25 protein-coding genes and 1 pseudogene are annotated in these 25456 nt (G+C 39.3%); 9 read left to right on the top strand and 17 right to left on the bottom strand.

Annotated elements, in window-relative coordinates:
* The first annotated feature begins 102 nt into the window (after positions 1 to 102).
* Together add and P3L40_RS14310 are read left to right on the top strand one after the other, a co-directional pair.
* Entirely contained in the window at positions 103 to 1131 is a 1029-nt protein-coding gene (gene add / locus P3L40_RS14315; RefSeq protein ID WP_196731692.1) for an adenosine deaminase, read from the top strand.
* A 311-nt stretch (positions 1132 to 1442) separates the two neighbouring features.
* Positions 1443 to 1733, top strand: a complete 291-nt coding sequence (locus P3L40_RS14310; protein ID WP_004255970.1) for a putative quinol monooxygenase — start codon at positions 1443 to 1445, stop codon at positions 1731 to 1733.
* 65 nt (positions 1734 to 1798) lie between these two features.
* Here P3L40_RS14310 and P3L40_RS14305 read toward each other — a convergent pair.
* The 4 genes and pseudogenes from P3L40_RS14305 to P3L40_RS14290 form a co-directional block, all read right to left on the bottom strand.
* Positions 1799 to 2222, bottom strand: a pseudogene (locus P3L40_RS14305) (NAD(P)H-dependent oxidoreductase); the annotation flags it as partial.
* A 60-nt stretch (positions 2223 to 2282) separates the two neighbouring features.
* Complete coding sequence (locus P3L40_RS14300; RefSeq protein WP_369100239.1) at positions 2283 to 2414, bottom strand: LysR family transcriptional regulator; 132 nt, start codon at positions 2412 to 2414, stop codon at positions 2283 to 2285.
* 108 nt (positions 2415 to 2522) lie between these two features.
* Complete coding sequence (locus P3L40_RS14295; protein ID WP_210852614.1) at positions 2523 to 3122, bottom strand: TetR/AcrR family transcriptional regulator; 600 nt, start codon at positions 3120 to 3122, stop codon at positions 2523 to 2525.
* Complete coding sequence (locus P3L40_RS14290) at positions 3119 to 3655, bottom strand: dihydrofolate reductase family protein (RefSeq protein ID WP_210852615.1); 537 nt, start codon at positions 3653 to 3655, stop codon at positions 3119 to 3121. Before P3L40_RS14290 ends, P3L40_RS14295 begins: the two co-directional genes overlap by 4 nt.
* A gap of 235 nt (positions 3656 to 3890) precedes the next feature.
* On the opposite strand from P3L40_RS14290, the gene P3L40_RS14285 reads away from it, so the two are divergent.
* The 5 genes from P3L40_RS14285 (at position 3891) to fdnI (ending at position 9550) form a co-directional block, all read left to right on the top strand.
* Entirely contained in the window at positions 3891 to 4157 is a 267-nt protein-coding gene (locus P3L40_RS14285; RefSeq protein WP_004255963.1) for a DUF2798 domain-containing protein, read from the top strand.
* Positions 4158 to 4220: 63 nt separating this feature from the next.
* Complete coding sequence (locus tag P3L40_RS14280) at positions 4221 to 4544, top strand: YnfA family protein (RefSeq protein WP_196731691.1); 324 nt, start codon at positions 4221 to 4223, stop codon at positions 4542 to 4544.
* Positions 4545 to 4955: 411 nt separating this feature from the next.
* Positions 4956 to 8003 carry a formate dehydrogenase-N subunit alpha gene (gene fdnG / locus P3L40_RS14275; RefSeq protein ID WP_117162065.1) on the top strand — a complete coding sequence of 1016 codons (3048 nt, stop codon included), beginning with the start codon at positions 4956 to 4958 and terminating at the stop codon, positions 8001 to 8003.
* Between the two features lie 10 nt (positions 8004 to 8013).
* Complete coding sequence (gene fdxH, locus P3L40_RS14270; protein WP_187367838.1) at positions 8014 to 8901, top strand: formate dehydrogenase subunit beta; 888 nt, start codon at positions 8014 to 8016, stop codon at positions 8899 to 8901.
* Entirely contained in the window at positions 8894 to 9550 is a 657-nt protein-coding gene (gene fdnI / locus P3L40_RS14265; protein WP_004255903.1) for a formate dehydrogenase-N subunit gamma, read from the top strand. Before fdxH ends, fdnI begins: the two co-directional genes overlap by 8 nt.
* Before the next feature lie 79 nt (positions 9551 to 9629).
* Here the strand turns inward: fdnI and P3L40_RS14260 are convergent, their stop codons facing one another.
* Together P3L40_RS14260 and P3L40_RS14255 are read right to left on the bottom strand one after the other, a co-directional pair.
* On the bottom strand, positions 9630 to 10196 hold the full coding sequence (locus tag P3L40_RS14260; RefSeq protein WP_096864194.1) for a GNAT family N-acetyltransferase: 567 nt from the start codon (positions 10194 to 10196) through the stop codon (positions 9630 to 9632).
* On the bottom strand, positions 10193 to 10639 hold the full coding sequence (locus P3L40_RS14255; protein WP_210852617.1) for a GNAT family N-acetyltransferase: 447 nt from the start codon (positions 10637 to 10639) through the stop codon (positions 10193 to 10195). Before P3L40_RS14255 ends, P3L40_RS14260 begins: the two co-directional genes overlap by 4 nt.
* A gap of 221 nt (positions 10640 to 10860) precedes the next feature.
* Here P3L40_RS14255 and agp point away from each other — a divergent pair, with 221 nt between their 5' ends.
* Together agp and P3L40_RS14245 are read left to right on the top strand one after the other, a co-directional pair.
* Positions 10861 to 12114 carry a bifunctional glucose-1-phosphatase/inositol phosphatase gene (agp, locus tag P3L40_RS14250; protein WP_210852618.1) on the top strand — a complete coding sequence of 418 codons (1254 nt, stop codon included), beginning with the start codon at positions 10861 to 10863 and terminating at the stop codon, positions 12112 to 12114.
* Positions 12115 to 12204: 90 nt separating this feature from the next.
* Positions 12205 to 12699, top strand: coding sequence for a GNAT family N-acetyltransferase (locus tag P3L40_RS14245; protein ID WP_226617109.1), 495 nt, complete (start codon positions 12205 to 12207; stop codon positions 12697 to 12699).
* A 194-nt stretch (positions 12700 to 12893) separates the two neighbouring features.
* Here P3L40_RS14245 and P3L40_RS14240 read toward each other — a convergent pair whose 3' ends face one another.
* From P3L40_RS14240 to ttrS, 11 genes are all read right to left on the bottom strand, one after another.
* Positions 12894 to 13331 carry a universal stress protein gene (locus P3L40_RS14240; protein WP_004255887.1) on the bottom strand — a complete coding sequence of 146 codons (438 nt, stop codon included), beginning with the start codon at positions 13329 to 13331 and terminating at the stop codon, positions 12894 to 12896.
* A 199-nt stretch (positions 13332 to 13530) separates the two neighbouring features.
* The gene (locus P3L40_RS14235) at positions 13531 to 14100 is read right to left on the bottom strand and encodes a tetratricopeptide repeat protein (protein WP_004255883.1); all 570 of its coding nucleotides are present in this window, start codon (positions 14098 to 14100) and stop codon (positions 13531 to 13533) included.
* Between the two features lie 514 nt (positions 14101 to 14614).
* Positions 14615 to 15022, bottom strand: coding sequence for an acyl-CoA thioesterase (locus P3L40_RS14230; RefSeq protein WP_004255881.1), 408 nt, complete (start codon positions 15020 to 15022; stop codon positions 14615 to 14617).
* A gap of 207 nt (positions 15023 to 15229) precedes the next feature.
* Positions 15230 to 15586: a hypothetical protein gene (locus P3L40_RS14225; RefSeq protein ID WP_094960759.1), complete on the bottom strand. Its 357-nt coding sequence runs from the start codon at positions 15584 to 15586 to the stop codon at positions 15230 to 15232.
* A gap of 110 nt (positions 15587 to 15696) precedes the next feature.
* On the bottom strand, positions 15697 to 17115 hold the full coding sequence (locus tag P3L40_RS14220; RefSeq protein WP_004255876.1) for an NAD(P)/FAD-dependent oxidoreductase: 1419 nt from the start codon (positions 17113 to 17115) through the stop codon (positions 15697 to 15699).
* Between the two features lie 274 nt (positions 17116 to 17389).
* On the bottom strand, positions 17390 to 18178 hold the full coding sequence (locus tag P3L40_RS14215) for a PhzF family phenazine biosynthesis protein (RefSeq protein WP_247605802.1): 789 nt from the start codon (positions 18176 to 18178) through the stop codon (positions 17390 to 17392).
* A gap of 153 nt (positions 18179 to 18331) precedes the next feature.
* Positions 18332 to 19861 (bottom strand): peptide MFS transporter, encoded by a 1530-nt coding sequence (locus P3L40_RS14210; protein ID WP_004255871.1) that lies wholly within the window; start codon positions 19859 to 19861, stop codon positions 18332 to 18334.
* A gap of 383 nt (positions 19862 to 20244) precedes the next feature.
* A complete protein-coding gene (mdtG, locus tag P3L40_RS14205; protein WP_140170737.1) occupies positions 20245 to 21471 on the bottom strand; it encodes a multidrug efflux MFS transporter MdtG in 1227 nt (408 codons plus the stop codon).
* Positions 21472 to 21734: 263 nt separating this feature from the next.
* Complete coding sequence (locus P3L40_RS14200; protein ID WP_004255866.1) at positions 21735 to 22679, bottom strand: Kdo(2)-lipid IV(A) acyltransferase; 945 nt, start codon at positions 22677 to 22679, stop codon at positions 21735 to 21737.
* Between the two features lie 58 nt (positions 22680 to 22737).
* Positions 22738 to 23334 (bottom strand): tetrathionate respiration response regulator TtrR, encoded by a 597-nt coding sequence (ttrR, locus tag P3L40_RS14195; protein WP_004255863.1) that lies wholly within the window; start codon positions 23332 to 23334, stop codon positions 22738 to 22740.
* 125 nt (positions 23335 to 23459) lie between these two features.
* Complete coding sequence (gene ttrS, locus P3L40_RS14190) at positions 23460 to 25217, bottom strand: tetrathionate respiration histidine kinase TtrS (RefSeq protein ID WP_036957871.1); 1758 nt, start codon at positions 25215 to 25217, stop codon at positions 23460 to 23462.
* Positions 25218 to 25456 lie beyond the last annotated feature (239 nt).

The following is a 25456-nucleotide window of genomic DNA, read 5'->3' as shown; positions in this document are numbered from 1 at the left end:
ACAGTATGACATAAATTGGTGTATGCAATAAAGGACATATGTCCTTTTTAAAATGGCAATAACTCTGCAAGCTTATTCAAAAATAACTCGCAGGATACTAACATGAAAGCGTCTTTAAAACCTTTAAGCGGATTTACTAAAAGTATAAAAACAGCAATTAATGCTATGCCAAAAGTGGAACTACATGTGCATTTAGATACGTGTTTAAGTTTTTCTTATGTTAAACAAGCTATTCCGACACTCACGTTTAATGAATTCAAACAAGGTTTTATTGCGCCAACGAGGTGTGAGGATCTTGGCGATTTTCTACGTTGTATTGAACCGCAACTTAATATATTACAGACAAAATCTGCAATAGTATTGGCTGTTGATGATTTGTTTGAGCAATTAAAAATGGATAATGTGATTTATGCCGAAATTCGGTTTGCTCCTTTATTACATACTCAGCAAGGCCTTTCAAGCCGAGAAGTTGTTGATATAACATTAGATGCGGTTAATTCAGCAGTTAAAAAGTATGAAATAGAAGCTGGCTTGATTTTGTGTACCTTGAGGCATTTTACTGCCTCTCAAAGTCTTGAAACGGCAAATTTAGTTGTGGAGTATCAATATCGTGGTGTTGTAGCGCTAGATTTAGCGGCAGATGAGGCTCGTTTTTCACTAGACAATCATGAAATGGCATTTAAGTATGTCAGGGAACATGGAGGGAATGTTATCGCACATGCTGGTGAGGCTTTAGGCTATGAAAGTGTGATTGAAACATTGGATATATTAAAAGTGTCACGTATTGGACATGGGGTAAGAAGTATTGAAAATTCAAATACGATTAAAAAGCTCAAAGCGTTAAATGTATTACTTGAAGTTTGTCCAAGTTGCAATTTAGTGTGCAATGTCTTTGACAGTATTGAAAACCATCCTATTAATGAGTTGAAGAAGCAGGGCGTTAAATTAAATATAAATACTGATGCGCGAACAGTGGCGAATGTAACATTAAATAAAGAATACCAATTATTGCATGATATATTTTGTTGGGGTATTGCTGATTTTACTGAGTGTAATATAAATGCATTACAGGCAAGCTTTATTGAGGAAGAAAAAAAAGCCCTATTGATTAAAAAGGTATTAAATCAATAGGGTAGAATGAAAGAGAAGGAGGATTTTATCTTCCTTCTCCGATTAGTATCAGATAATAATGAGCATAAATTAAAATTTGCCACATTACGATTGACTGAGATTTATCTCATGCTCATTATTAGGATAAAATATAATGTAATTAAAAACCAATCATATTATATTTTGATTTTACACTATTTTTGCAATATGGTGATATAATTGAAATTAGAAAAATATTTTCTAATTTATAGAATAATAAAGATTAAATTCTAACTTAGAATTATGTTATAAATAGATGAGTTGAAATTATCTATTTATAACAGGATGAGCTTATGCCAGAAATAAGAATTGTTGCGACAGTAATTGCAAAAGATAATGAAGTCGAATTTGTAAAAGCAGCAACTAAATCAATCGTTGAGCCAAGTAATAGGGATGAAGGTTGTCTTCAATATGAATTACATCAAGATAATGCTAATCCAAATATTTTTATTTTCTTTGAAATTTGGAAGGATCAGGAGTCATTAGATAAACATAATGTTACAAAGCATTTGCAAGATTTTATTAAGAAGATAGAAGGTAAAGTCGATTCATTAGATGTGAAATTAATAAGTAAAATTGCATAATATTAATTAATGATTACTAAATAATAATAAAAAGGAATACAAATGTATTCCTTTTTGAATATGGATTAATTAAAAATTTCAGTGAGATGTATTTTATAATCATTGATATATTTTTCAATATTAGGTTCTTTGATCACGTCGTTAACCATAAAGGTTGGGAATTTTTTCAATCCGAGAAATTGTTGTGATTTATGAAAGGCAAAATAGACACCATCTACACCTCGACCGTCAAAAAAATTATCAAATTCATCAAATGCATCGATAGGGGCATTCCAAGTCACTGAAAGAATATACTTTTTCCATGAAGTAGGCCCCCAGTACCATATTGCTTGCTTGGATTTTGGCGGGTACGACCATCATTTGCATATAAATAGCCGTGACCGAGGGTATAAACGTCATCCATATATTTTTTTACCATCCAAGGCATCATCATCCACCAGCCAGACATTTGGTAATAATCGCATCTGCCCAAAAAAATTTTTTAACCTCATTTTCCTCAGCAGTTAGGTCAATTTACCTTGTGGTGCGGTTAATTAAATTGACATCCAGTTATTCTTCCAGTTTTTTGACTATTCGGCTTACCGAGGAATTTGCTAAATTAAGTTTATCAGCCGCTTTACTCAAACTTTTTTGTTCTACCACTTCAATAAATACACGGGCTTCTTCAGATGTTGCTCTCATAATGATTTTGTTAGCCAATAAGGTGATAGAAAAGGTAGTTATTATAATAACAAAGATAGGCATTAAAATTTAAACTTAAAGTTTAAAAGATGGAGTTTTATTAGGTTTTTAACCTGATCCTATTGGGTCTTGTCCTATCGATATTTCTAAAAGAGTTTTTAGTGCTTCAGTATAATTTTCTTGTGCATATCTTATTTTTTCATCCACTTGATGTTCATTGTGTAAAAGAGTCGATGTCGCTAATGCTTCACCGTGAGTATAGTCAATTAGAATATGTCCCCATTGTGTTGCTTGTTTTGTTGATAACCCTACCTCAGTTAATAACTGAATTAACTCCTTAGTTATGCGAATGGCTTGCTCAGGAAATAACACGGAGGTATTAAATATAGCTAACGTAATCTGTGGGTACTGAATTACCTTTTCTCGGTATCTGAGTAAAAGGATTTCTATTTTTGAACAAGCGCCTATTACATCAGTAGCATTTATACTGTGATAAAGCGTGTTGCCAATGGCCTTAATTAACGCATTTTTATCAGCAAAATAATGGTAAAGAGCCATCGGTGTGATGACCATTTCTTTGGCAATCAGTCGCATAGATAATTGCTCAATCCCTTTTTCATTTAATATCTCTATTGCCTTTGCAATAATATTTTCAGATGAAATATTGAGTTGTTGTGCTTTAGGACGACCTGGTTTTCGCACCGTCATTTTACTATCTCATAATGGGATTGAATAAGCCCTGAAGGAAAGCTTTGAGTATTCAAGTGATTAAGGCAGACATCTTGAGGGAGTGGGCCAAATAGCGGACGTCCTTCACCTAATAAAATAGGAATTTTAGTGATAATAAGGTCATGAACTAGCCCTTGTTTTAAAAAGGATTGAACAACTTGTCCGCCATCGATATAAACACGTTTACAGCCTTCAGACTCTAATATTTGCATGATTTGCTCTGGAGTCTGGTTTGAAAAGCGTACCTTACCGATTAAATGTTCAGGAACGGGCTGTAGTGCGAGTGTGGAGGAAAGAACCACAATAGGTTGCTCATAGGGCCAAGGTGTGAAGTGACAAACTGTTTCAAATGTTCCTCGTCCCATAATTATTGCATCGATGTTGCTGATGAAGTTTCCGTAGCCGTGATTTTCTTCAGGAGAATCTTGCTGTAAAAGCCAATCAATATCACCATTTTTTCGAGCGATATAGCCGTCTAAGCTGGCTGCTATAAATACGTGTCCTGAAATCATACCAATGCCTTTTAAACTTATTATACGATGTATAATAATGGTTTTGATGGTAAAAATACAGGGGATATTGTGCTCTTGAATATATTTTGTTGAATTTTTGATAAAAGTTTTACAAATTATAGAATAAGAAGGAATTGGTCATAGGACTCGTAAGCGTTTACGTTAACCAACGCATATAACTTTTGGCCACACATAGGTTATGTGCTTTGTGTGTCTGTTAACCTTGGAGTCTTTTATGTCACATCAAGACCGTAATTATATTTTAGGTATCCCAAAGTTACCTGCTCGGGCGATGATTTTTCTTGTTCCTTTCTTTTTATCCCTTGTCATGAGTGGAATTGTTTCGCTGATTAGTACCATAAGAGCCTTGGGCTTCACGAGTGACGTGTTTTCACCTTGGTTGAGCTCGTGGATGCTTTCTTGGATGATAGCTTTCCCAACCGTATTTTTTGTTTTACCAATTGCAAGGCGTATTTCATTGATGTTAGTGAAAACCACATAACCGTGTTGATAAAAGTTGCTAATATAATAGTGAATTTATGGGTATTATTTTGAATGGGTTGCTATGTCGATAAAAATTATTGGTTTGTTCTTTATCACTGCGTTGGCTGAAATTGCAGGCTGTTACTTTCCTTATCTTTGGATGAAAAAGCAAGGTGGGGCTTGGCTATTGATCCCGGCAGCCTTAAGTTTAACGCTATTTGTCTGGTTACTCACATTACACCCAGAGGCAAGCGGACGAATTTATGCGACTTATGGTGGAATTTATATTGTCACGGCATTAGCTTGGCTAAAAGTGGTTGATGGTGTTTCTCTTACCGTGACTGACTGGGTTGGTGCTTTAGTCGTACTGATCGGAGCCGGTATCATTATTAGTGGTTGGAAATAGAATTCAGTGTTATCACGTCACCTTAAAAAATTAATTATTTATTTTAAAGTGACGTGGAATTTAAGCCGACAACAGAATTATTTCTTTATATGGATTTAAGTAAATAATTACTAAATCCATAGTTAAATTTCAAATTAAATTTAAGGGTTATTCTTTTCTAAGAAATAACATTATTTTCTTTTACGAAATGTTAATTAAAATGATGTTTAACTTAAATTTTTAAAATGTAACATTTGATCCAAATCAATTTAACAATAAGTACTCTATTGGTAGTAATTTTAATTGATGTTTAACTACTCAGTTAATATTAATTAAACTTTTATTTTCACTTTCATTGATTTTAGGCAATATCTAATCATATTAGACTGCTATTCTCTCACCGATTTATACAAAAAATATAAAGAGGTAGCAATGAACGTTAGTCGCAGAAAGTTTTTTAAAATCTGCGCTGGCGGGATGGCAGGTACAACTGTAGCTGCGTTAGGTTTTATGCCTGGAATGGCAATAGCTAATGTACGTGAATATAAATTACTTCGTTCTAAAGAGACGCGTAATACCTGTACTTACTGTTCTGTCGGTTGTGGATTACTAATATATAGCATGGGCGATGGCGCCATGAATGCTAAGTCCGCGATATTCCATGTCGAAGGTGACTCAGACCACCCGGTAAACCGTGGTGCTTTATGCCCTAAAGGGGCTGGCCTACTCGATTATATCCAAAGCGAAAATCGTTTACGTTATCCTGAATATAGAGCACCAGGCTCTGATAAATGGGAACGCATTAGTTGGGATGATGCTTTCACACGCATTGCACGCTTAATGAAAGATGACCGCGATGCAAATTTCATTGAAAAAAATGCGGAAGGAACAACAGTAAACCGTTGGTTATCAACAGGGATGCTTTGTGCATCAGCTGCCAGTAACGAAACGGGAATGTTGACGCAAAAATTCGCTAGATCGCTAGGAATGCTAGCAGTTGATAACCAAGCGCGTGTCTGACACGGACCAACGGTAGCAAGTCTTGCTCCAACATTTGGTCGCGGTGCGATGACCAACCACTGGGTTGATATCAAAAATGCCGATGTTGTCGTCGTAATGGGCGGTAATGCTGCGGAAGCACACCCTGTTGGGTTCCGCTGGGCAATTGAAGCGAAAAATAATAATGATGCCACACTGATTGTCATAGACCCGCGTTTTACGCGTACTGCATCAGTTGCTGACCATTATGTGCCAATCCGTTCAGGAACCGATATTACCTTTTTATCGGGCGTTTTGCTGTACCTGATTGAAAACCAAAAAATCAATGCTGAGTATGTTCAGAACTATACCAATGCGTCATTGATTGTTAGAGACGATTTTGACTTTAACGATGGCTTATTTAGTGGTTATGATGCTGATAAGCGTAGCTATGACAAAACCAGCTGGAACTATAAGTTTGATGAAAATGGTCACGCATTACGCGATGACACATTACAAGATCCGCGTTGTGTGTGGAATTTACTTCACAAACATGTATCACGCTATACGCCTGATATCGTTGAGCAAATTTGTGGAACACCAAAAGCCGATTTCTTGAAAGTCTGTGAAATTTTAGCAACAACAAGTGCAGCAGATAAAGCTGGGACTTTCCTGTATGCATTAGGTTGGACACAACATACTGTTGGCGCACAAAATATTCGCACTATGGCGATGATCCAGTTACTGCTAGGTAACATGGGGGTTGCTGGCGGCGGAGTGAACGCGTTACGCGGGCACTCGAACATTCAAGGCTTAACCGATTTAGGGTTACTATCAACTAGTTTACCGGGTTACCTGACATTACCTTCTGAAAAACATCAGAACATTGATAGCTACCTGACTGCGAATACACCGAAAGCGACCTTGCCAAATCAGGTGAATTTTTGGAGTAATTATCCTAAATTCTTCGTGAGTTTGATGAAGTCTTTCTATGGGGATTCAGCACAAGCAGAAAACCAATGGGGTTATGATTGGTTGCCTAAATGGGACCAAGCTTATGATGTGATGAAGTATTTTGACATGATGAGCAAAGACCAAGTGACGGGCTATATCTGTCAAGGGTTTAACCCAGTGGCTTCATTCCCTGATAAGAATAAAGTGGTTAGCTGCCTCAGTAAATTGAAATACCTGATTGTCGTTGACCCATTAGTCACTGAAACAGCGAATTTCTGGCAAAATCATGGTGAGATGAATGACGTTGATACGGCTTCGATTCAAACCGAAGTGTTCCGTTTACCATCAACTTGTTTTGCAGAAGAAGATGGTTCGATAGCCAACTCAGGCCGTTGGTTACAATGGCACTGGCAAGCCGCAGATGCCCCAGGCGAAGCGCGTAACGATGGCCAAATCTTAACCGGTATTCTGTATAAGATCCGGGAATTGTATGAGAAAGAAGGTGGGCAAGGCCAAGATCCTCTGATGCAAATGAAATGGAATTATAAACAACAGTTCCATCCTGAATCAGAAGAAGTGGCGAAAGAAAACAACGGTGTTGCACTGGTTGATCTCTATGATGCAGACGGTAACTTACAAGCGAAAAAAGGCGAGCTGCTCAGCTCATTTGCCTTATTACGTGCGGATGGTTCAACGGCATCTTCTTGCTGGATTTACACTGGTAGCTGGACCGAGAAAGGCAATCAGATGGCTAATCGTGATAACAGCGACCCATCCGGTATCGGTAACACATTAGGTTGGGCATGGGCATGGCCTTTGAACCGCCGTGTGATTTATAACCGTGCTTCTTGTGACACCCAAGGTAAACCGTGGAATAAAGACCGCGTGCTTATCGAGTGGAATGGTAAAAAATGGGTCGGTAATGATATCCCTGACTTCAATGCTTCTGCACCTGAAGTGGGAACGGGGCCATTCATCATGCAACCAGAAGGTTTAGGTCGTTTATTTGCTATCGATAAGATGGCAGAAGGGCCATTCCCTGAGCATTATGAGCCATTTGAAACACCACTTGGCACTAACCCGTTGCACCCGAATGTGGTTTCTAACCCAGCAGCGCGAATTTTTGATGAAGACAAAAAACGTCTTGGCGACCACAAAGATTTCCCTTATGTAGGTACCACATACCGTCTAACAGAGCATTTCCACACATGGACCAAGCATGCTCGCTTGAACGCGATTGCTCAGCCAGAGCAATTTGTTGAAATCAGCGAGACACTAGCTAAAGCTAAAGGAATTGCGTTAGGCGATAAGGTCAAAGTCAGTAGTAAACGTGGTTTTATCAAGGCAGTTGCGGTTGTCACTCCTCGATTACAAACGCTGATGGTGGATGGAAAACCAATTGAAACTGTTGGACTACCGATTCACTGGGGCTTTGAAGGCGCGACTCAAAAAGGGTTTATCACCAATACGTTAACGCCGTCTGTCGGCGATGCTAACTCTCAGACACCTGAGTATAAGGCATTCTTAGTTAACATTGAGAAGGCGTAAGGGAGGGAACATGTCCATGCAATCTCAAGACATTATTAAACGTTCCGCGACCAATAGCATTACGCCTCCGCCACAAGCGCGTGATGATAAACTTGAAGTCTGTAAGCTCATTGATGTGTCATCTTGTATCGGCTGTAAAGCTTGTCAGGTGGCATGTTCTGAGTGGAATGATATCCGTGACGAAGTTGGCCACTGTGTTGGGGTTTATGATAACCCAACGGATTTAAGTGCAAAATCGTGGACGGTGATGCGTTTTAGTGAAACCACTGAAATGGGTAAGCTAGAATGGTTGATCCGTAAAGATGGCTGTATGCACTGTACCGACCCTGGATGCTTGAAATCTTGCCCATCAGCAGGAGCAATCATTCAGTACGCAAATGGTATTGTGGATTTCCAATCAGAGCACTGTATTGGTTGTGGTTATTGTATCGCAGGTTGCCCATTCAATATTCCTCGATTAAATCCGAAAGACAATCGAGTGTACAAGTGTACCTTGTGTGTTGATAGGGTGAGTGTAGGCCAAGAGCCGGCATGTGTGAAAACCTGTCCAACGGGTGCTATCCGTTTCGGTACGAAAAAAGAAATGTTGGAATACGGTGCAGAGCGCGTAACGAAATTGCAAAACCGGGGTTATGCGAAAGCGGGAATTTATGATCCTGAAGGCGTTGGTGGTACGCATGTTGTTTATGTACTTCACCATGCTGATAAACCTGAACTGTATCATGGCCTGCCTAAAGACCCACAAATTGATACGCCAATCAATCTGTGGCAGGGCATCTTGAAACCACTTTCTGTCGTTGGATTTATCGCGACCTTTGCAGGGTTGATTTTCCACTATGTGGGAATTGGTCCGAACAAAGAAGTGAGTGATGAAGAGGAGAAAGATGACCATGAGTAAGAAAAGCAAAATGATTGTGCGGACTAAGTTTATTGACCGCGCGTGTCACTGGACGGTTGTCATCAGCTTCTTCTTGGTTGCTTTGTCGGGGATAGCGTTATTTTTCCCAACACTGAAATGGTTGACGGAAACCTTTGGTACACCACAAATGGGGCGGATTTTACACCCTTTCTTTGGCGTACTCATTTTCGTCGTGCTGATGTTTATGTTTGTTCGCTTTGTGAAGCACAATATTCCAGATAAGCAAGACTTACCTTGGATCAAAAATATTGTCGAAGTATTGAAGGGCAATGAACATGAAGTGGCTGATGTCGGTAAATATAACGCCGGCCAAAAAATGATGTTCTGGAGTATCATGAGCCTGATTTTTGTGCTCTTGGTCACCGGTATTATTATTTGGCGCCCTTATTTCGCACATTTATTCCCAATGTGGATGGTGCGTTGGGGGCTGTTGATCCATGCTGTTGCTGCGATTGTCTTGATCCATGCCATTTTAATTCATATGTACATGGCATTTTGGGTTAAAGGTTCAATCAACGGAATGATCGAAGGGAAAGTTAGCCGCCGTTGGGCGAGAAAACATCACCCTCGTTGGTACCGTGATGTCGAAGCGAAAGAAGCTAAAGCGGAAGCTGAAAGTAAAAAATAATTTACGCAGCAGACGCTAAATAACTTAAAGCCATCACATTGTGATGGCTTTTTTGTGGGGATATTGGCGAATTTGGTTTTTATTGATGAGACGGGTTTAAATAGTCACTTGCCTTTATGCGATACAGCACATGTTCTTGTAACCAATGGCCATCAGGGAGTGCAGGGTGATAAAAATTATTTGGGTGTTTTATCATACCAAGTCTTTGCATTACGGATTCTGATGGTAAATTGACCACAGCGGTGAACGCAACGAGCTCTTCTAGTTTTAGTTGTTCAAATGCAAATTTGATCGCGGCGTTAGCCCCTTCAGTCGCATAGCCGTGACGCCAATACTCGGGAAGTAAACGCCAGCCAATTTCAACACAAGGGGAAAAGGGCAGATTAGCAGCAGGAATATTTAAACCAATAAACCCAATAAATTGTTTGTTGGATTTCAATTCAACAGCCCATAGTCCCCATCCTCCTTGTTGAGCAAATTTATCTATGATGGTTTCCATAAATTGTGCATTTTGCTGCTCATTTAGTACTGAAGGAAAATAGCGCATGACATCGGGGTGGCTATTCATTTGGTAAAGTGGTTGCTTATCTTCTTCTTGCCAGCCACGTAACCGCAAACGTGCAGTTTCTAATCCAGTGATTTTCATGCCGACTCTTTATTAAGGCGCATGTGCAGAATAGGGAATGGATTGCCTTCACCATCTAATTCAGAACGTGCGTATTGTTTAAAACCCATATGCTGATAAAACCCGATAGCTTGAGGGTTTTGTTCGTTAACGTCCAACTCAGTAATATCTAAGGTATCAATAGCATATTGAAGAAGTTTCTTCCCTGTGCCTTGGCCTCTATTTTCTTGAGAAATAAATAACATTTCAAGACGGTGTTTATCGCACCCTAGAAAACCGGTCATATTGCCTGCGCTATCGAATGTCACAAAAACAGCTAAATGTGGTAAATAAATATCTTTGATAGCAATTTTTAGTTCAGCAATTTTTTCTTCAGTTAAAAAATGGTGAGTTGCCCTCACTGAAGACTCCCAAACACGAATAATATCATCATCGTGTGCACGTGTAGCGCTTTGGACTATCATTATATTGTCTCCGTATATTGACTGGAAAATATTAACTTTTGCTTTTCTTATGTCAACCGCTGGTTTTAAATTTACTTTAAGGTTGTTTTTGAGATATTTATCGCAGAAAAAAAAGTCAACTTCGTCATTATTAGATAAGTTACGGCGTAATTTTCTCGCCAAATTTTTTATATAGCGATAAACGTATTTTTCTTTGTTGATTTAATCGTAGGGGTATCTTAATGAAATATAAATTACTAACTCTCTGTTTATCCGCGGCATTATTAACACCTATTGCACCTGTATTGGCGAATACAGAGACCAAAGCAGATATGGTTTTGGATCAAGTTTTAGTCCTTAGTCGCCATAATTTACGTACACCTATTGTAAATACCGGTATTCTTACTGAAGTAACTGATAAAAAATGGCCTGCTTGGGATGCACAAAGTGGATATCTCACAACGAAAGGTGGCGCACTTGAAGTCTATATGGGGCATTATTTTAGGGAATGGATAGACCAAAATAAATTACTTGCAGATGAACTGTGTCCAACGAGTAACGAAGATATATACCTTTATACAAATAGTCTACAAAGGACGATAGCAACTGCCCAATTTTTTGCAGCAGGAGCCTTTCCTGGATGCAAAGTAAATATTCATCATCAGCCTGAAATTGGTAAGATGGACCCTGTTTTTAACCCAATTATTACGAATGCCTCTCCTGAATTTAAGCAACAGGCACTCGCTGAGATGGAAAAATTTTTTAAAGGTTTATCACTAACTGCGGGTTATGAAGAATTAGATAGTGTATTGAACATTAAAGATTCTCAAAAATGTAAAACAGATAAGTTATGTAATTTAAATAGTCAAAAAAACAGTTTTATTATTGAAGCAGAAAAAGAACCGGGCGTCAGTGGTCCATTAAAAATTGCAAATTCAGCGGTGGATGCAATAGACCTTCAATACTATGAAGGTTTTCCTGCAAATGAAGTCGCTTGGGGGCTTGTGAATACCCCTGAAAAATGGAAAAAACTGAATACGTTAAAAAATGCTTACCAAGAAACGTTATTTACACCAAAAATTATTGCCAAAAATGTCGCGCATCCAATATTAAATTATATCGATAAAGGTTTTGTTTCGGCCGATAAAGGAGAAACTGCAAAATTTATATTCTTAGTCGGTCATGATTCGAATATTGCGTCATTGATGTCAGCAATGGATTTTAAGCCATATCAATTACCAGAGCAGTATGAGCATACCCCGATTGGGGGGAAATTAGTATTCCAACGCTGGACGGATAAGCAAGCTAATAAAGATTTTATGAAAGTAGAATATGTTTATCAAACAGCAGATCAGCTGAGGGATAACACCTATTTATCATTACAGACCCCTCCTAAACATATCACATTAGAGCTAAAAGGGTGTCCAATTGATAAAAGCGGCTATTGTTCTTGGGAGGATTTCCAAAAAGTCATGGCGACAGCCCTAGAGCAGTAATAACAAAGCCTAAGTGCCCCGCTAACTTGAGTGGGGCATTATTTTTTGGGATGATAGCTAAATTATATTTTCGGTTTATGAATCTCTTATGTGGACAAAACAGTCACGATGCCTATTCAGTTTTTACAGCTAAATCAAATTAGTATTGCAGATCTTATCGCATTAAATACTCATCCAGCCGTACTCGAACATATGCCTTTAGGGAGTAATCAATTCGATGAACAGGCCTGCCGTCAGTGGGTCATAGGAAAAGAGCAGCATTGGGAGCAATATGGCTATGGCGTATGGGCCATTATAGTTGATGGCCAGTTTGCTGGTTGGGGAGGGCTACAAAATGAAGCGGGCGATGCGGATTTAGCTTTAGTTTTACATCCTAAGTTTTGGGGAAAGGGAAAATATATTGTTAATAATATAATTAATAAGGCATTTACATCATTGAAGGTTGAGTCAGTCACGATACACTTACCGTTAACACGTAAGAAAGTATCAGCAATTTTGCGTTATGGTTTTATTGAGGAAGCCATCGTTGATTTTGACGGTATTCCTTTTAAGCGTTTTAGATTAAAACATTCATCAGTTTTATAGCATAAAAAAACCCTGCTAAAAAAGCAGGGCGTGAAAGTCACGAAAATGTTTATGAGTCTTTAATTTACCCTAAATGAGTGCATAAATAGCCTCATAAAGTGTGTGTCTTTGCTGTTTTTTGTAACAATCATTAAGGCTAAACCTTTTATTTGTAAAATGCGTTTATTTGGCAGAAAATAGCACTTTAGCCTTTATTATCGAACGACTAATACGCTAGTTTTCGCATAGCGAACTACTGATGCGGCATTAGAACCGAGCAAATAGGTTGACATACTCGGGCGGCGCGAACCTAATAAAATTATATCGGCGTTAATATCTTCTGCTGTTGCCAAAATTTCGTCTTTAACAGAACCGACGGTTGCTTTTGCCTTTACTTTATCTGCAGGGATATCAAATAATTTAATTTTTTCTTTTAACTCGCTAAGAATGATTTCAGCTTGTTTTTCATCATCAGGGAAGTCCCCTGGTAAGATTGTGCCACCGTAGCGCAAATAATTTGAAATTGGTGCGGTTACGGCAAGAAAGTGTACTGTTGCATCGTTCAATTTTTGTAGTGAGTTAACATGAGGAACTAATAAATTAGTGAGAGCATCTTCGGTTACATCGATCGGTACTAAAATTGTATTGTACATAATATCTCCCTTTTTCTTTTATATTATAAGCTTAGACCAATATCATACATTGTGAATTTGATTATTAATAGTAATGAATTTATTGGTGAAAGGGTGTGAGCAAGTAGCCGTAATAAGATTTTTTATCAAAAAATAGAAGTGCCCGATGTCATTATAATGAGCGACATCAGGCAAATGGTGGGGAAATACTAAGTCAGATTTATTTTTTTACGCAGGCTTCTTTTAAACCAGCTTTACAGGCTTGAGCTAGATATTCAGCTGCAGATTTTTCGTTTATTTCAATTCCTTCACCACTTTCTAGCATTTTACCTACTTGATATTGCGCTGGTGGGAATTTTTTATCAGCAGATTTTTTGAACCATTCAAAAGCCGTAATATAGTTTTGTTTTACACCAATACCTTGATAGTAAAATTGGCCCATATAATTCTGAGCTTCAACATTGCCTTTATTGGCTGATTTCTCAAACAGATCCATGGCAGTTTCGAGGTTGGCTTCAACACCATTACCGTTTAAATACATATCACCTAAAAATAACTGAGCATCAGAATTACCTTTATTTGATGCCATTGTTAGCCATTTTTTTGCTTTACCATAGTCCTGTTTAAGCTCATTCCCAAGGTAATAGCCAATTCCCAACATGACTTGCGCTTTTATATCCCCTTTTTGTGCCTCCTGTTCGATACGTTTGATGGTTTCTTTGGGAACTGCAGCAACACTTAGGTTAATTGAAAAAGCACATAAAATAATAAATGAGAGAATTCTAAGCATGATTGATGTCTTATATTAGCGTTGTTTATTTCTATTTTTTAATAAAATGTCTCGATGAGATTTACTGTCAACAAAGTATATTATACAAAGAGAATTTACATCAAAATACGTAATGTAAAATAAGCTACACGCTCATCTTTTTACGCATTTTTAGGATAATTGATTACTTCTATACTCTACGATTTTAATTGAAAAATATCAATATGTATTAAAAATTACAATATATTGAAGTATGAAATTTAATGTTTCTTAGTCATTTTATGTGTTTATTGTAACAAGATCTTAATAAAGAAAGTGGTTGAAAAATCATATAAATCAGGTGGTAATATAAGTAAGCTTTGGGTGATTATTTTAGAAAAATATCTTATGCTAATAAAATCTCGATATAAAACACATAAAAAGTGAAAAAATAAATTAAATAGTATGTGCTATAAGAAAGGTGTGAATCGAAATTTACAGAATTCACACCTTCAGCAATATGCGAAAAATTTTTACTTTAACGGCTTAAGAAAGCTTATGACTCAAATAATGGCGTGGGTTTTCCGTTGTCATCAATTGCAACAAAATTAAACTGGCCATGTATTACTTCTTCACGACCATCTGAATACATATCTTCTAGAAAAATCGATACGTTGACCGTTAAACTGGTTCTTCCGACTCGAATAACTTTACCTACTAACTCAACAATGGTCCCTGAAGGGATTGGGTGGGTAAAGTTAATTTTCTCAGTTGATACCGTAACGAGGCGTTTACGGCTAAACCGTGTTGCGGTAATAAAAGAAACTTCATCCATCCAAGCTAGGGCGGTACCACCAAACAAAGTACTGTGGTGGTTAGTCGTTGTTGGAAATACGACTTTAGAGACGCGAGAAATGGATTGCTCAATTTTTTGTGCGATGACATCGTCAGCGATGGAGCTCATGGTCTGCCTTACAATTGTTACTGGGTGTATTAGAAATGTTAAAGACCAAGTGTAATACTCCTCTCAATTTAATTCAGCAATAAATGTGAAGTGAATCGTTCCAGTTGAAAAGTTTTTTCATATTTTCGTATTTAGGAAAAATAGGGGGAAATATTAAAGACTCAAAACTAGACAATGAGCCTTTAAATTGCTGAAAAAAGATGGGGGTTAATTATCTAAATATTCGGCGCTCATGCGAACTGCTTTTGCATTGCTGCCACTTTTAACGCAAGAAACTAAAAACGCATTAGATTCAGCCCAAATAGTGGCAGAAAAATCTTCGCCATCAATATCTTTTTCAATGGTAACAGGGTATTTTTCAACGCCCTCAAGCCACTCGATTAACCCTGATTTACACGTTGGAAAGTCGTCTTTTGCTATTGAGCCATTTAAAACCGGCACGGCAATTTGTGGTTTATTGTTGTCAGCAATCATGTCCTCTAATTGCTCTACGGTATACGTTTTTTCAGCGAAAGCAGTGGCGCTTAATAGTGAAATCGTTATTGCTAATAGTAATTTATTCATAATCACTCCATTTGATTTAAGTTTCGAATACTAAGCAATAGAGCCACAATAGGCAATAAAAAAACCCTTCATAGAGAAGGGTTTTTGTGAGCAAATTTTACAAACATGTATTAACTAAATCTGTACAGACTAAATGGTTTCACATTCAGTGAGGGTTCTTTGCCTAATAGCAAGTCAGCTGTGAGCTCGGAAGAAACTGGGCTTTCGGTCATCCCCCAGCCTGTGGCAGTATTGATAACTAGACCAGGATATTCATTGACTTGAGAAATGATTGGGTGCTCATCTGGTGCGATGGCCATAGCACCACTCCATTGGTCAATCAGTTTAGAGTCCTTAAATGCAGGGAATTCTGTTTTTAATTTCTCAAATGATGCATTCAGCTCTGGTAAATCAGGTAATGCCGTCATATTTCTGTGTTTTTCAAATGGTGAAACTTCATCCAGTTTCCAGCTTGTTGGCTCAGTAAATGAATTAATTAATTGTTCATTTAATGAAATATGCACAGGGAAATCAGGCATAGATAGCAGTGGAATGTATTTATAGCCATAGACGAAGGAGTCTTTAACAACCGGTGCAACAATCACACGAGGGGATGTTGCATAGGTACCATCTGCTTGTTCACGGAAGAAAATATTACCCGGTAAAGCAACGTTACCCCCCGGTGCAGTTGGTGAACCGGTGATCAGTTGTTGAGATTGATAAGCCGGTAATGTTGGGACATCCACACCTAAGTTTTGCATAAACAGCCTTGACCAGACGCCACCTGCCACAACAACACGTGAGGTCTTGATAGGCCCTTTCTCGGTGACGACATCAGAAATTACGCCTGCTTGAGTTTCTAAACCTCTTGCTGCACAGTTAGTATAAATTTTTATTCCTAATTTTTTCGCGTAATCAGCCATGACGAAGGTTGCAATTTCAGCATCTAAGCTACCAGAGTCTTCTTCAAAACCTGCGATTGTCCATTTAGACTGTGCACCGTTTAAACGTTGGTTGAGTTCAGCACCTTCGATAATGCGTGTTTTGAATGGAATATCTGAACCGACATTTTTACTGCGAGTATCAATCCACTCTCTAACATTGACAAGATCTTCTTCATCGAATGGCACTTCAACGCGGCCTTGAGTACGGTAGCTTGTATCTGCACCGACTTTCGCGTTCATCTCTCTCCAACGTTGTTTGCCTAAGTGGTGGAGTAAGAAGGTTTCATCTGGCATTTTATAAGTGATAACTTGGCCGTAGAAGCGGGATGATTGCTCGCCTGCGATGTTACCTTTTTCAACAATAACAACATCTAAACCACGTCCAACCAGCTCAATTGCGGTCATGATCCCCAGAATTCCAGCACCAATAACAACGACGTCAGCTTGCTGTGGTAGAGGGCCTTCAGTTCCTGCAACAAAGCCATGTCGTGGCTTACCAGGAACAAATCGACCTTCACGAGTTAACATTGGAGTTAAAATTCCAGCCCCTGCAGCAACGGCAACAACACCACCGCCAATCAAAAATTTTCTTCTAGTTATAGCCATCTTATTAAGTTCCTTATATCGAATGAGTTTTTAACAATTGACCAAAGCTTCAATTAGAAATGTTTATAATTGTAATTATATCTTTAATAATAATTATAATTGTAAACCAAATTGAGTTGAAATTAAAAGATTTGTTTAAATGTTAAAAAAATTTATTTTTAGATAAGGAATGGACGCCAATATTTCGAGAAAAATAATGGCGCTGGTAGAATTCGGATAGAGAAACAGATAGGAAAATAAATAGTTTTGCACCTATCTCTTTGACTTGTAATATTTAAATGTGGATTTGGCCTGTTAAAAATAAAACGGCTTTACCTGTTAATTTTACTCGGTCAGAGGTTAGCTCACATTGAACTACCCCTCCGCGCGATGAAATCTGTTGGCCTATTAACTGCGATTTATTCAGCTGTTTGGCCCATATTGGAGCAATGGCACAATGTGAGGTGCCTGTTACAGGGTCTTCGTCAACCCCTTTGGCGGGAGCAAAGTAACGAGAAACAAAGTCACAATCGCTATTAGCACTTTCTGCTGTAATTGCTAACCCGGGTAGAGAAAGCTGCGAAAGTTTTAACATGTCTGGCTGACAGTTTTGAACGTGCTCTGCACTTTCAAGAAAACACAGATAACGGTCTTTTGCTATCCAAAGATCTTTGATTTTGACACCAAGGATATCGACGAGGTGTGGATAATGCTTTGGATGGCTTTGTTCGGATTCAAGAATTGGAAAATCAAGTGTAAATCCTTGTGCATTCTGTGTCACAACGAGGTCACCCGACAGAGAATTAAATGTTAAAGGATGAATGTCTTGCTGGAGCACTTGATTTAACACAAAAGCAGCGGCAAGTGTTGCATGGCCACAGAGTGTTACTTCAACTTTAGGGGTGAACCAGCGAATATGATGGCCGACTAAAAATGCGGTTTCTGACAAGTTAACCTCTGCGGCAATGGCAATGAGCTGTTCATCTGGTAACCAGTTATCGAGTAATACAATCGCTGCTGGGTTACCGCGAAAAAGGGTATCTGTAAAAGCATCAACATAGTAAATAGGGGCGGAAAGGCTCATTGTATGATTTCCTAAAGTCATTATGGGATGATGAGAGAGCAGTATAGCGCCTATTTTATCAGAAATAATAAGCAAACTATTAAGTGGGGAATGATGCGGAGGATCCGGTAGCGTGTGGGCTGCTACCGGATAGAAGACAATTAATCAGCGCTATTAAGCATTAGCTTCATTTTTGTCTGCATTTTTAAGCATTTTTCTAACAGGGATAATCAACGCTGCTAATACGACCGCACAGATCACCAGTGCAATAGAGACGTGGGAGAATAGCTCAGGCATCGAATCTAATTGGTCTTTGCGAATGTTACCCCCCATGATACCAGCTGCAAGGTTACCCAATGCGCTAGCACAGAACCATAACCCCATCACTTGGCCGCGCATTTTTTGTGGTGCGAGCAAGGTCATGGTTGCTAACCCGATAGGGCTTAAGCACAGTTCTCCTAATGTCAGCAATAAGATACTGCCAACTAACCAGAAAGGTGAAACGCCACTTTGGGTTGCGAGTACTTGGTTTGCTGCCACCATCATGATAGCAAAGCCGCCCGCAGCAAATAAGATACCAATCACGAACTTGGTCATACTGCTTGGGTTCATATTGCGTTTAGCCAACGAAGGCCAGAACCAGCTAAATACTGGGGCTAACAATATAATGAACAAGGCATTGATTGATTGGAACCAAATGGTTGGAATTTCAAAACTCCCCATTTGGCGGTCAGTATAGTCCCGAGCAAAGATATTAAATGAAGTGGGTTTTTGCTCAAAGGCTGACCAGAAGAATGCGGCTGCAATCAGTAAAATCAAGCATGCCAGTAAACGAGAACGTTCGCTGCTGTTTAAACCGCCAAGGAAGAACATAAATAAGAAATAGATGCCCACACAGGTCGAGATAACATAAGCAGAGCTTTTTGCAATTATTGAGGCATTAAATGGGATCGTACCATTATCAATCAAGATAACCAGTATGGCTAATAGCACCATGGCAAAGGTAACCCATTTCCCCACGTTTTTGCGCTCAACCGTTGGACGGTTCCAAGTGGAATCAAGGCCAACTTCTTTATCATAACGGCGCATTTGAGGAATGGCGTAAAAGCGGAAAATTAACAGGGCAATTAACATTCCTAAACCACCAAGGCCAAAACCTAAATGCCACCCATATTTTTCATGAAGTGGGCCAATAATTAACGGGGCAATAAATGACCCCATATTGATACCCATATAGAACAGGGAGAAACCGCCATCACGGCGTGTATCTTCTTTCTTATACAGGGTTCCTACCATCACGGTAATACAGGTTTTAAATAACCCTGTACCTAATACGATGAGCAATAAGCCGACGAAAAAGAAAGTATTTGATAAAAATGCAGACATTGCGATGGATAAATGGCCAAACGCAATGATTAATGAGCCGTACCAAACGGCGCGGCGTTGGCCTAACCAGTTATCGGCTAACCAACCACCCGGTAACGAGGTGATATAAACCCCTCCAGCGAAAATACCGACGATAGCCGAAGCTTGTTCAATAGGTAATTCCATTCCGCCTTGTAATAATGCCGCACTCATAAATAAGATAAGTAACGGTCTAACTCCGTAAAAAGAGAAGCGTTCCCACATTTCTGTGAGGAAAAGCGAACTCAATGGGTATGGATGCCCAAAAAAAGTTTTTGTTTTAGTCGCAGAATTATTCATCTGTGAACTCCCATAAATACTCTCTTGAGAGGTTGTGCATGATATAAAACACCAAGCCGTGCGCCTGAGTGCCAATTGTTATTGATATGTTAACATGAATATATGAAACATATTTTTAACATACATTATTATAGAATCACCTATATACAGAATGAATTTATTGTAAAAGGTGTGTTTTTAAGGTGAAAAGTCGATATAACTCTCATTTCTCACGATAAGCTAGGGGAAGATACAGGATTTTAGTTGACAATAAAAGAAAGAATTTTGAATCGATTAAGTTATTTAAAATCAAGTGGTTATGTGTACTAAAATTTGATTTTAAGGAAAGTAAGGCAATAAAGCTTATAAATCATCAGGTTTTTGTACAAAAAATAGCAAGAGGCTTATTGGTCGGTAGGGGAGGCTCGCAGGCCATCGGGTTGGCGCCTGATGACTAACCATGAATAAATTAAGTTGAAGAGAACTAACGCAGCGGTGAAAAAGAATACGGCTCTGAAACCGTAAGTTGCAGCGACAAACGATCCCATCAATGGCCCTGTCACATTCCCAACATCTCGCAATGCTTGGTTATAGCTGAAAATACGTCCCGTTACTTGATGGGAAATATTATAGATAATTAACGTTTGTACTGCGGGTAATAGCGCAGCATTCAGAGCCCCAAGCATAAATCGGAGAAAGCCTAGCTCCCAATAACTACTTACCAGCCCCATTGGGAATAATACAAAAATAGATGCGCCCAGCACGGCGAGTAAAACTTTTTCAGGGCCTATTCGGTCACTGAGTTTACCTAACATGGGCGCACTGATTAAAGCCGCAACACCAGGAATGGAAGCTATCACACCACTGACAAAGGCCAAGTTTTCAAGGGAATCAGATAAGTCACGTACATAAAGCGTGATGACAGGGTTGATTGAGCCCATAGCAGCTTGAATAATCATGGTGGTAAAAAAGAGGCTGATAACTAAGTTTTTATTACGTAAAGAGGCAAAAACTTGTTTGCTCGTTAATGCATCTTTGCGAGAAACAGGCGTGAAGCGTTCTCTAACATAAAAAAGCGTGACAAAAAAGCAGATAAACAGCACCGTTGCGGTAATAAAAAAGACGGGACGTAAGCCATACTGGTCAGCAAGAAAACCGCCAATGAGTGGGCCAATAAGTGCGCCACTTACTGCACCAGTAGCGAGGACACCCATAGCCCAACCACTTTTTTTCACGGGAACTTGAGTTGCAATCAGCGCGTTAGCATTGGGAACAAAACCACCCAATAAACCTAATATGGCTCTTAAGGCTAAGAGCTGCCAAATATTTTGTGCAAAACCAATAAGCACCATCACGATAGCCATCCCTAGTGCTGAACGCAGCAGCATGAGTTTACGGCCTTTACGGTCGGATAATCGACCCCAAAATGGCGCAGCAATCGCGGAAAATAAGAAGGTGATACTAAAAACTGCCCCTGTCCATAGGTTCAAAGAGGCATGGTCTTTAACGCCTAGTTCTTCAATATAGAGGGGGAGAAAAGGCATGATCAGGCTAAAGGCGGCACCTGTTAAAAAACAGCCGAACCACACGACGTATAGGTTACGTTTCCAATACTCTGTTTTTCCCGTCATAATTTTCCCGTTATATTCAGTTCTACAGCGTTGTTGGCTTTATTTGCCTAATGTACGCTCTTTGGGATGTCTTCATTTTCCCGCCTAGCTGTAGACCCAACTATTTAGGAAAAACAGTATGAAAAACAGCAAGAAAAGCATCATAAAAAACAGTTGAAAAATCACGCCATATATTTAGAGAAAACAGTATAAAAAACAGTAAGAAAAGCATCATAAAAAACAGTTGAAAAACCACGCCATAATTTATCTGCTTACACTAATTATTAATGATGGATTTTGTCTAAATCCCCGTATAACGAAGGCTCCCCTTCAGGACGCGTTTTAAAACGACGATGTAGCCACATATATTGTTCTGGTGCTCTGAGGATTTCTTTTTCAATAACTTGGTTCATCATGGTTGCGGTAGCCACATTATCTTCAATTGGGAAATCATCAATGGCAGGTTGAATGATTAATTCATAACCTTTACCCGCAGGTAAACGTCTTGGTGTAAAAGGCACCACTAAAGGGGAAGCCAGACGTAAAATAATTTGCGAGCCATTGGTTGTCGCTGCATCTTTTACGGCGAACAAAGGCGCAAATGTACTATTGCGAGGGCCGTAATCATGGTCGGGGGCATACCATAAAATTTCACCATTTTTTAAGTCACGAACCATGCCTTTCATATCTTTGCGATCCAACATATATTTGTTGGAACGTAACCGCCCACGGGTTTGTAGCCAATCGAGGAGGTCATTATCATTGGCGCGATATACACCAATGCCCGGATTTAACATGCCAAAGGCACGCGCACCCATTTCCAAGGTTAAAAAATGAACACCAAGCGCGATAATGCCTCTACCTGTTTGGCGGGCAGCAACAGCATTTTCTTCCCCAATGACTTTGACCCAGCGACGAACGCGCCAATCAGGCCAAAACCAAGCCATGCCCGTTTCAAATAAGCCCATGCCGACAGACTCAAAGTTTTTGTCAACACAGCGTTGCCGTTCTTGCTCACTCATGTCTGGAAAACATAATTGCAAATTTCGCTCTGCGACTTTCACCCGCTTTTTCAAAAAGCGTTTAGAAAATAACCCTAAACGCGTTCCCATCCAATAAATGAGAGGATAAGGCAATAATACAAGAAGATATAACACGCCAATGCCTAGCCAAGTTAGCCAGTAACGAGGGTGGAGAAACCGTTTTTGAAATTTTGGAGCTAGTATCATTGTTATCCGAATATATTAGTCACAAATTAATAAAAAGGCATGATTAAACTATATCAAATTATTCGTTTAAAGCGTTAATTGCCTGCATGGTGCTCATTAACTCAGCTAAGTTACGAACCGCCATTTTTTCCATGACGCGAGAGCGATGAACCTCAACAGTGCGTACAGAAACACAGGTTGCCTCAGCAATCTCACGGTTAATTAAGCCTTGCAACACATAACCACAGATATCTTTTTCACGAGGGGTGAGCGTTTCATAGCGCTGCTTAATTAAATGCCCCTCAGTGGCTTTGGTGGTTTGTGATTGAGCTTGTTCTAAGGTCTTAGCAAGTTGTTGGCTATCAATGGGTTTTTGTAGAAAATCAACAGCGCCAAGTTTCACTTGTTCCACCGCCATCGGGATATCGCCATGGCCAGACAAAAATATCACAGCCAATGTACTGTGTTGTTCCCTAAGGTATTGGTGAACTTGTCGTCCATCTAATTTAGGCATGCGCATATCCAATAACACCACACCTTCTTGGTGTAATGCCGCATTTTGGATAAATGTTTCACTGTCATTCCAAACGGTAACGCTATAGCCCAATGTTTCTAGTAAGAATTGGCAGGCATCCGTCACATCGGGGTCATCATCCACGAGATGGATTACTGGCATACATATACCTCGTCGTGTAGAGGGTGACAAATAAGGTGCTTTATATAATGAGCATTGATTATCGCAATAAAGCCATTGTCACATATAGTTAATGTGAATGTTATCAATTACGTGGCAAAACATGCTTAATCTACGATTTTATTGTGATAATTGAAAATAAGAGTGACCATTAAGCCATGTAACCCATCATCACTTAGGTTATTTTCGATACGAATGTCTCCGCCTTGGCTTTGTATCAAACGCTGGCAGATCACTAAACCTAACCCTAAACCTTCTTTTTTAGTTGTCGCAAATGGCGTGATACCTTGCTCTAATTGACCCGCAGGCATCCCTCCAGCATTGTCCTGTAAAACAAGTAAAAAATGTTGCTGCGAAAAATGAAACTCGAAACGCAGTAGGGTTGCCCCTGCTTGCAAACTGTTACTGATTAAATTAGAAAGTAATTGTTCTAGTAACGTGTCTGGCAACATCAGGGAGACGTCAGGGGTTTCAGGTAAAATTAACCTCGAATTGGGATAGTGCTGGTCTGCACGCAATAATTGCCAAATATGATTAATAGCCTGTTTAACAGATTGCTGGCTCAATGTGATTGCGGGGTCATGGCTTGGTTTACCCGCCCAGAGACGCAAATTGCGAATGATATCGGCTCCACGTTGAGCTTGGTCGTCGATTTTAGTTAATGCGCTAATTAATGGGTGGCTTTCAGACTCTTTAGTCAGGCGTAGAATACACCCTTGGGCATAATGGCGGATTGCAGACAGCGGTTGGTTCAATTCATGGGCAAACCCAGATGCCATTTCCCCCAAAATATTTAACCGTTGTGCCTTTTGTAAATTGGCTTCTTGCTCTCGCAAGCGATTATGCGCTTCTTCTAATTGGCGGCTGCGACGTCTCACCAAAAAGGCAATCCAAACATGATTTATCCCAAGTAATACAAAAAATAAAGCGACAAGGCTGATAGTGATTTGGTTTTGAATGGTCCAACTGACGATATCCTGCCAGATTTGACGCTGTTGCGGATGTTGGTTAACGTCTCTGAGTAAGGTTTCGACTTGAGTCACCGACGCGGGAGCTCCCCAACGCATAGCGGCTTTATCTGTTGATAATAATGTCTTGGTGACTTTGTCGACTAAATTGTCCGGCACTTCACTTAAGGCGGCAAAAGACCAATTTGGATACAGTTCTGTGCTAGTTAAACAAGAGAGAGAGCTTGGATGTTGAATCAATGGGCGAAATTGTGTTTTATCAATCAACCCTTCGCTATGCATGTTTTCTAATAAACAGACAGGAACTATAGCTGCGGATAATGAATCATCACGCAGTGCGTATAATAATGCATCTGCAGGGAAGCCTAAAAATTGCATCTTAAAGTCTTTGGCAGCGTCGTAGCCCATATCCCTCAACACTTTGTAACCTAACAAATAGCCACCAAAAGCATCTGGTGAAATTGCTCCGACTTTCTTGCCTATTAGGTTTTTAACTTCTGAAATATCACTGTCTTTTCGAACTAATATCAAGCTGCCAATAACATTACGCGTTGTGCTGTTGGGCTCCACGTCTGAGCGAAGGGAGAGCAACCAACGTAAATGATAGCGGTTATCTAACTGAATAAATTGGGCAGGATTCGTCAACAAAAAATCTATCTTGCGATTGGAAATCGCCTCTTTCATCTCATCTAAATTGAGAGGTTGTAACGTAAAACGCTCCCCAGGAATCGACTCATTGAGTGTATCAATCAAAGGCTGCCAATGAGATTGGGTTGAACTGGGGCCACGTAAGGCCAATACCCCGATAGTCCACTGGGCCGAAATTGCTGGCAAAGACCACGTCAGTAGCATGATTAACAGTATGTGATACAACGGTCTAGACGATTTTTTTAACATATTTGAGTTATTCGTTGCGTTAGATCAATTTAGCTACGGGTATGTGGTAAACCACAATAGGGCAGTGGCTCCACTCTTCTTACAATGGCACTACAAGCTTTATCAAGATAACCCATCGGGTTTAAAGAGAAATAACAATTTCAGTGGTTATCTTAACGAGACTGTACCCATTGTCAATAACGCATGTAATACAAATAACATATTGATTAATAACTTTTATTTTCGCATTAGCAATGTCA

The organism is Providencia sp. PROV040, from assembly GCF_032706145.1.
Taxonomy (GTDB): domain Bacteria; phylum Pseudomonadota; class Gammaproteobacteria; order Enterobacterales; family Enterobacteriaceae; genus Providencia; species Providencia hangzhouensis.
Note: the sequence above shows the minus strand (reverse complement) of the source record. Positions and strands in the feature narration are given on the sequence as shown.

Coding starts and splice junctions, on each gene's coding strand:
- P3L40_RS14200 (WP_004255866.1), bottom strand. CDS start 22,679: ATGATACTAGCTCCAAAATTTCAAAAACGGTTTCTCCACCCTCGTTAC.
- P3L40_RS14225 (WP_094960759.1), bottom strand. CDS start 15,586: ATGAATAAATTACTATTAGCAATAACGATTTCACTATTAAGCGCCACT.
- mdtG (WP_140170737.1), bottom strand. CDS start 21,471: ATGACGGGAAAAACAGAGTATTGGAAACGTAACCTATACGTCGTGTGG.
- ttrR (WP_004255863.1), bottom strand. CDS start 23,334: ATGCCAGTAATCCATCTCGTGGATGATGACCCCGATGTGACGGATGCC.
- agp (WP_210852618.1), top strand. CDS start 10,861: ATGAAATATAAATTACTAACTCTCTGTTTATCCGCGGCATTATTAACA.
- P3L40_RS14295 (WP_210852614.1), bottom strand. CDS start 3,122: ATGACGGTGCGAAAACCAGGTCGTCCTAAAGCACAACAACTCAATATT.
- P3L40_RS14290 (WP_210852615.1), bottom strand. CDS start 3,655: ATGATTTCAGGACACGTATTTATAGCAGCCAGCTTAGACGGCTATATC.
- P3L40_RS14285 (WP_004255963.1), top strand. CDS start 3,891: ATGTCACATCAAGACCGTAATTATATTTTAGGTATCCCAAAGTTACCT.
- P3L40_RS14235 (WP_004255883.1), bottom strand. CDS start 14,100: ATGCTTAGAATTCTCTCATTTATTATTTTATGTGCTTTTTCAATTAAC.
- P3L40_RS14300 (WP_369100239.1), bottom strand. CDS start 2,414: ATGAGAGCAACATCTGAAGAAGCCCGTGTATTTATTGAAGTGGTAGAA.
- P3L40_RS14240 (WP_004255887.1), bottom strand. CDS start 13,331: ATGTACAATACAATTTTAGTACCGATCGATGTAACCGAAGATGCTCTC.
- P3L40_RS14310 (WP_004255970.1), top strand. CDS start 1,443: ATGCCAGAAATAAGAATTGTTGCGACAGTAATTGCAAAAGATAATGAA.
- P3L40_RS14215 (WP_247605802.1), bottom strand. CDS start 18,178: ATGAGCCTTTCCGCCCCTATTTACTATGTTGATGCTTTTACAGATACC.
- ttrS (WP_036957871.1), bottom strand. CDS start 25,217: ATGTTAAAAAAATCGTCTAGACCGTTGTATCACATACTGTTAATCATG.
- P3L40_RS14230 (WP_004255881.1), bottom strand. CDS start 15,022: ATGAGCTCCATCGCTGACGATGTCATCGCACAAAAAATTGAGCAATCC.
- fdnI (WP_004255903.1), top strand. CDS start 8,894: ATGAGTAAGAAAAGCAAAATGATTGTGCGGACTAAGTTTATTGACCGC.
- P3L40_RS14220 (WP_004255876.1), bottom strand. CDS start 17,115: ATGGCTATAACTAGAAGAAAATTTTTGATTGGCGGTGGTGTTGTTGCC.
- P3L40_RS14255 (WP_210852617.1), bottom strand. CDS start 10,639: ATGATAGTCCAAAGCGCTACACGTGCACACGATGATGATATTATTCGT.
- P3L40_RS14210 (WP_004255871.1), bottom strand. CDS start 19,861: ATGAATAATTCTGCGACTAAAACAAAAACTTTTTTTGGGCATCCATAC.
- P3L40_RS14260 (WP_096864194.1), bottom strand. CDS start 10,196: ATGAAAATCACTGGATTAGAAACTGCACGTTTGCGGTTACGTGGCTGG.
- add (WP_196731692.1), top strand. CDS start 103: ATGAAAGCGTCTTTAAAACCTTTAAGCGGATTTACTAAAAGTATAAAA.
- P3L40_RS14280 (WP_196731691.1), top strand. CDS start 4,221: ATGTCGATAAAAATTATTGGTTTGTTCTTTATCACTGCGTTGGCTGAA.
- fdxH (WP_187367838.1), top strand. CDS start 8,014: ATGTCCATGCAATCTCAAGACATTATTAAACGTTCCGCGACCAATAGC.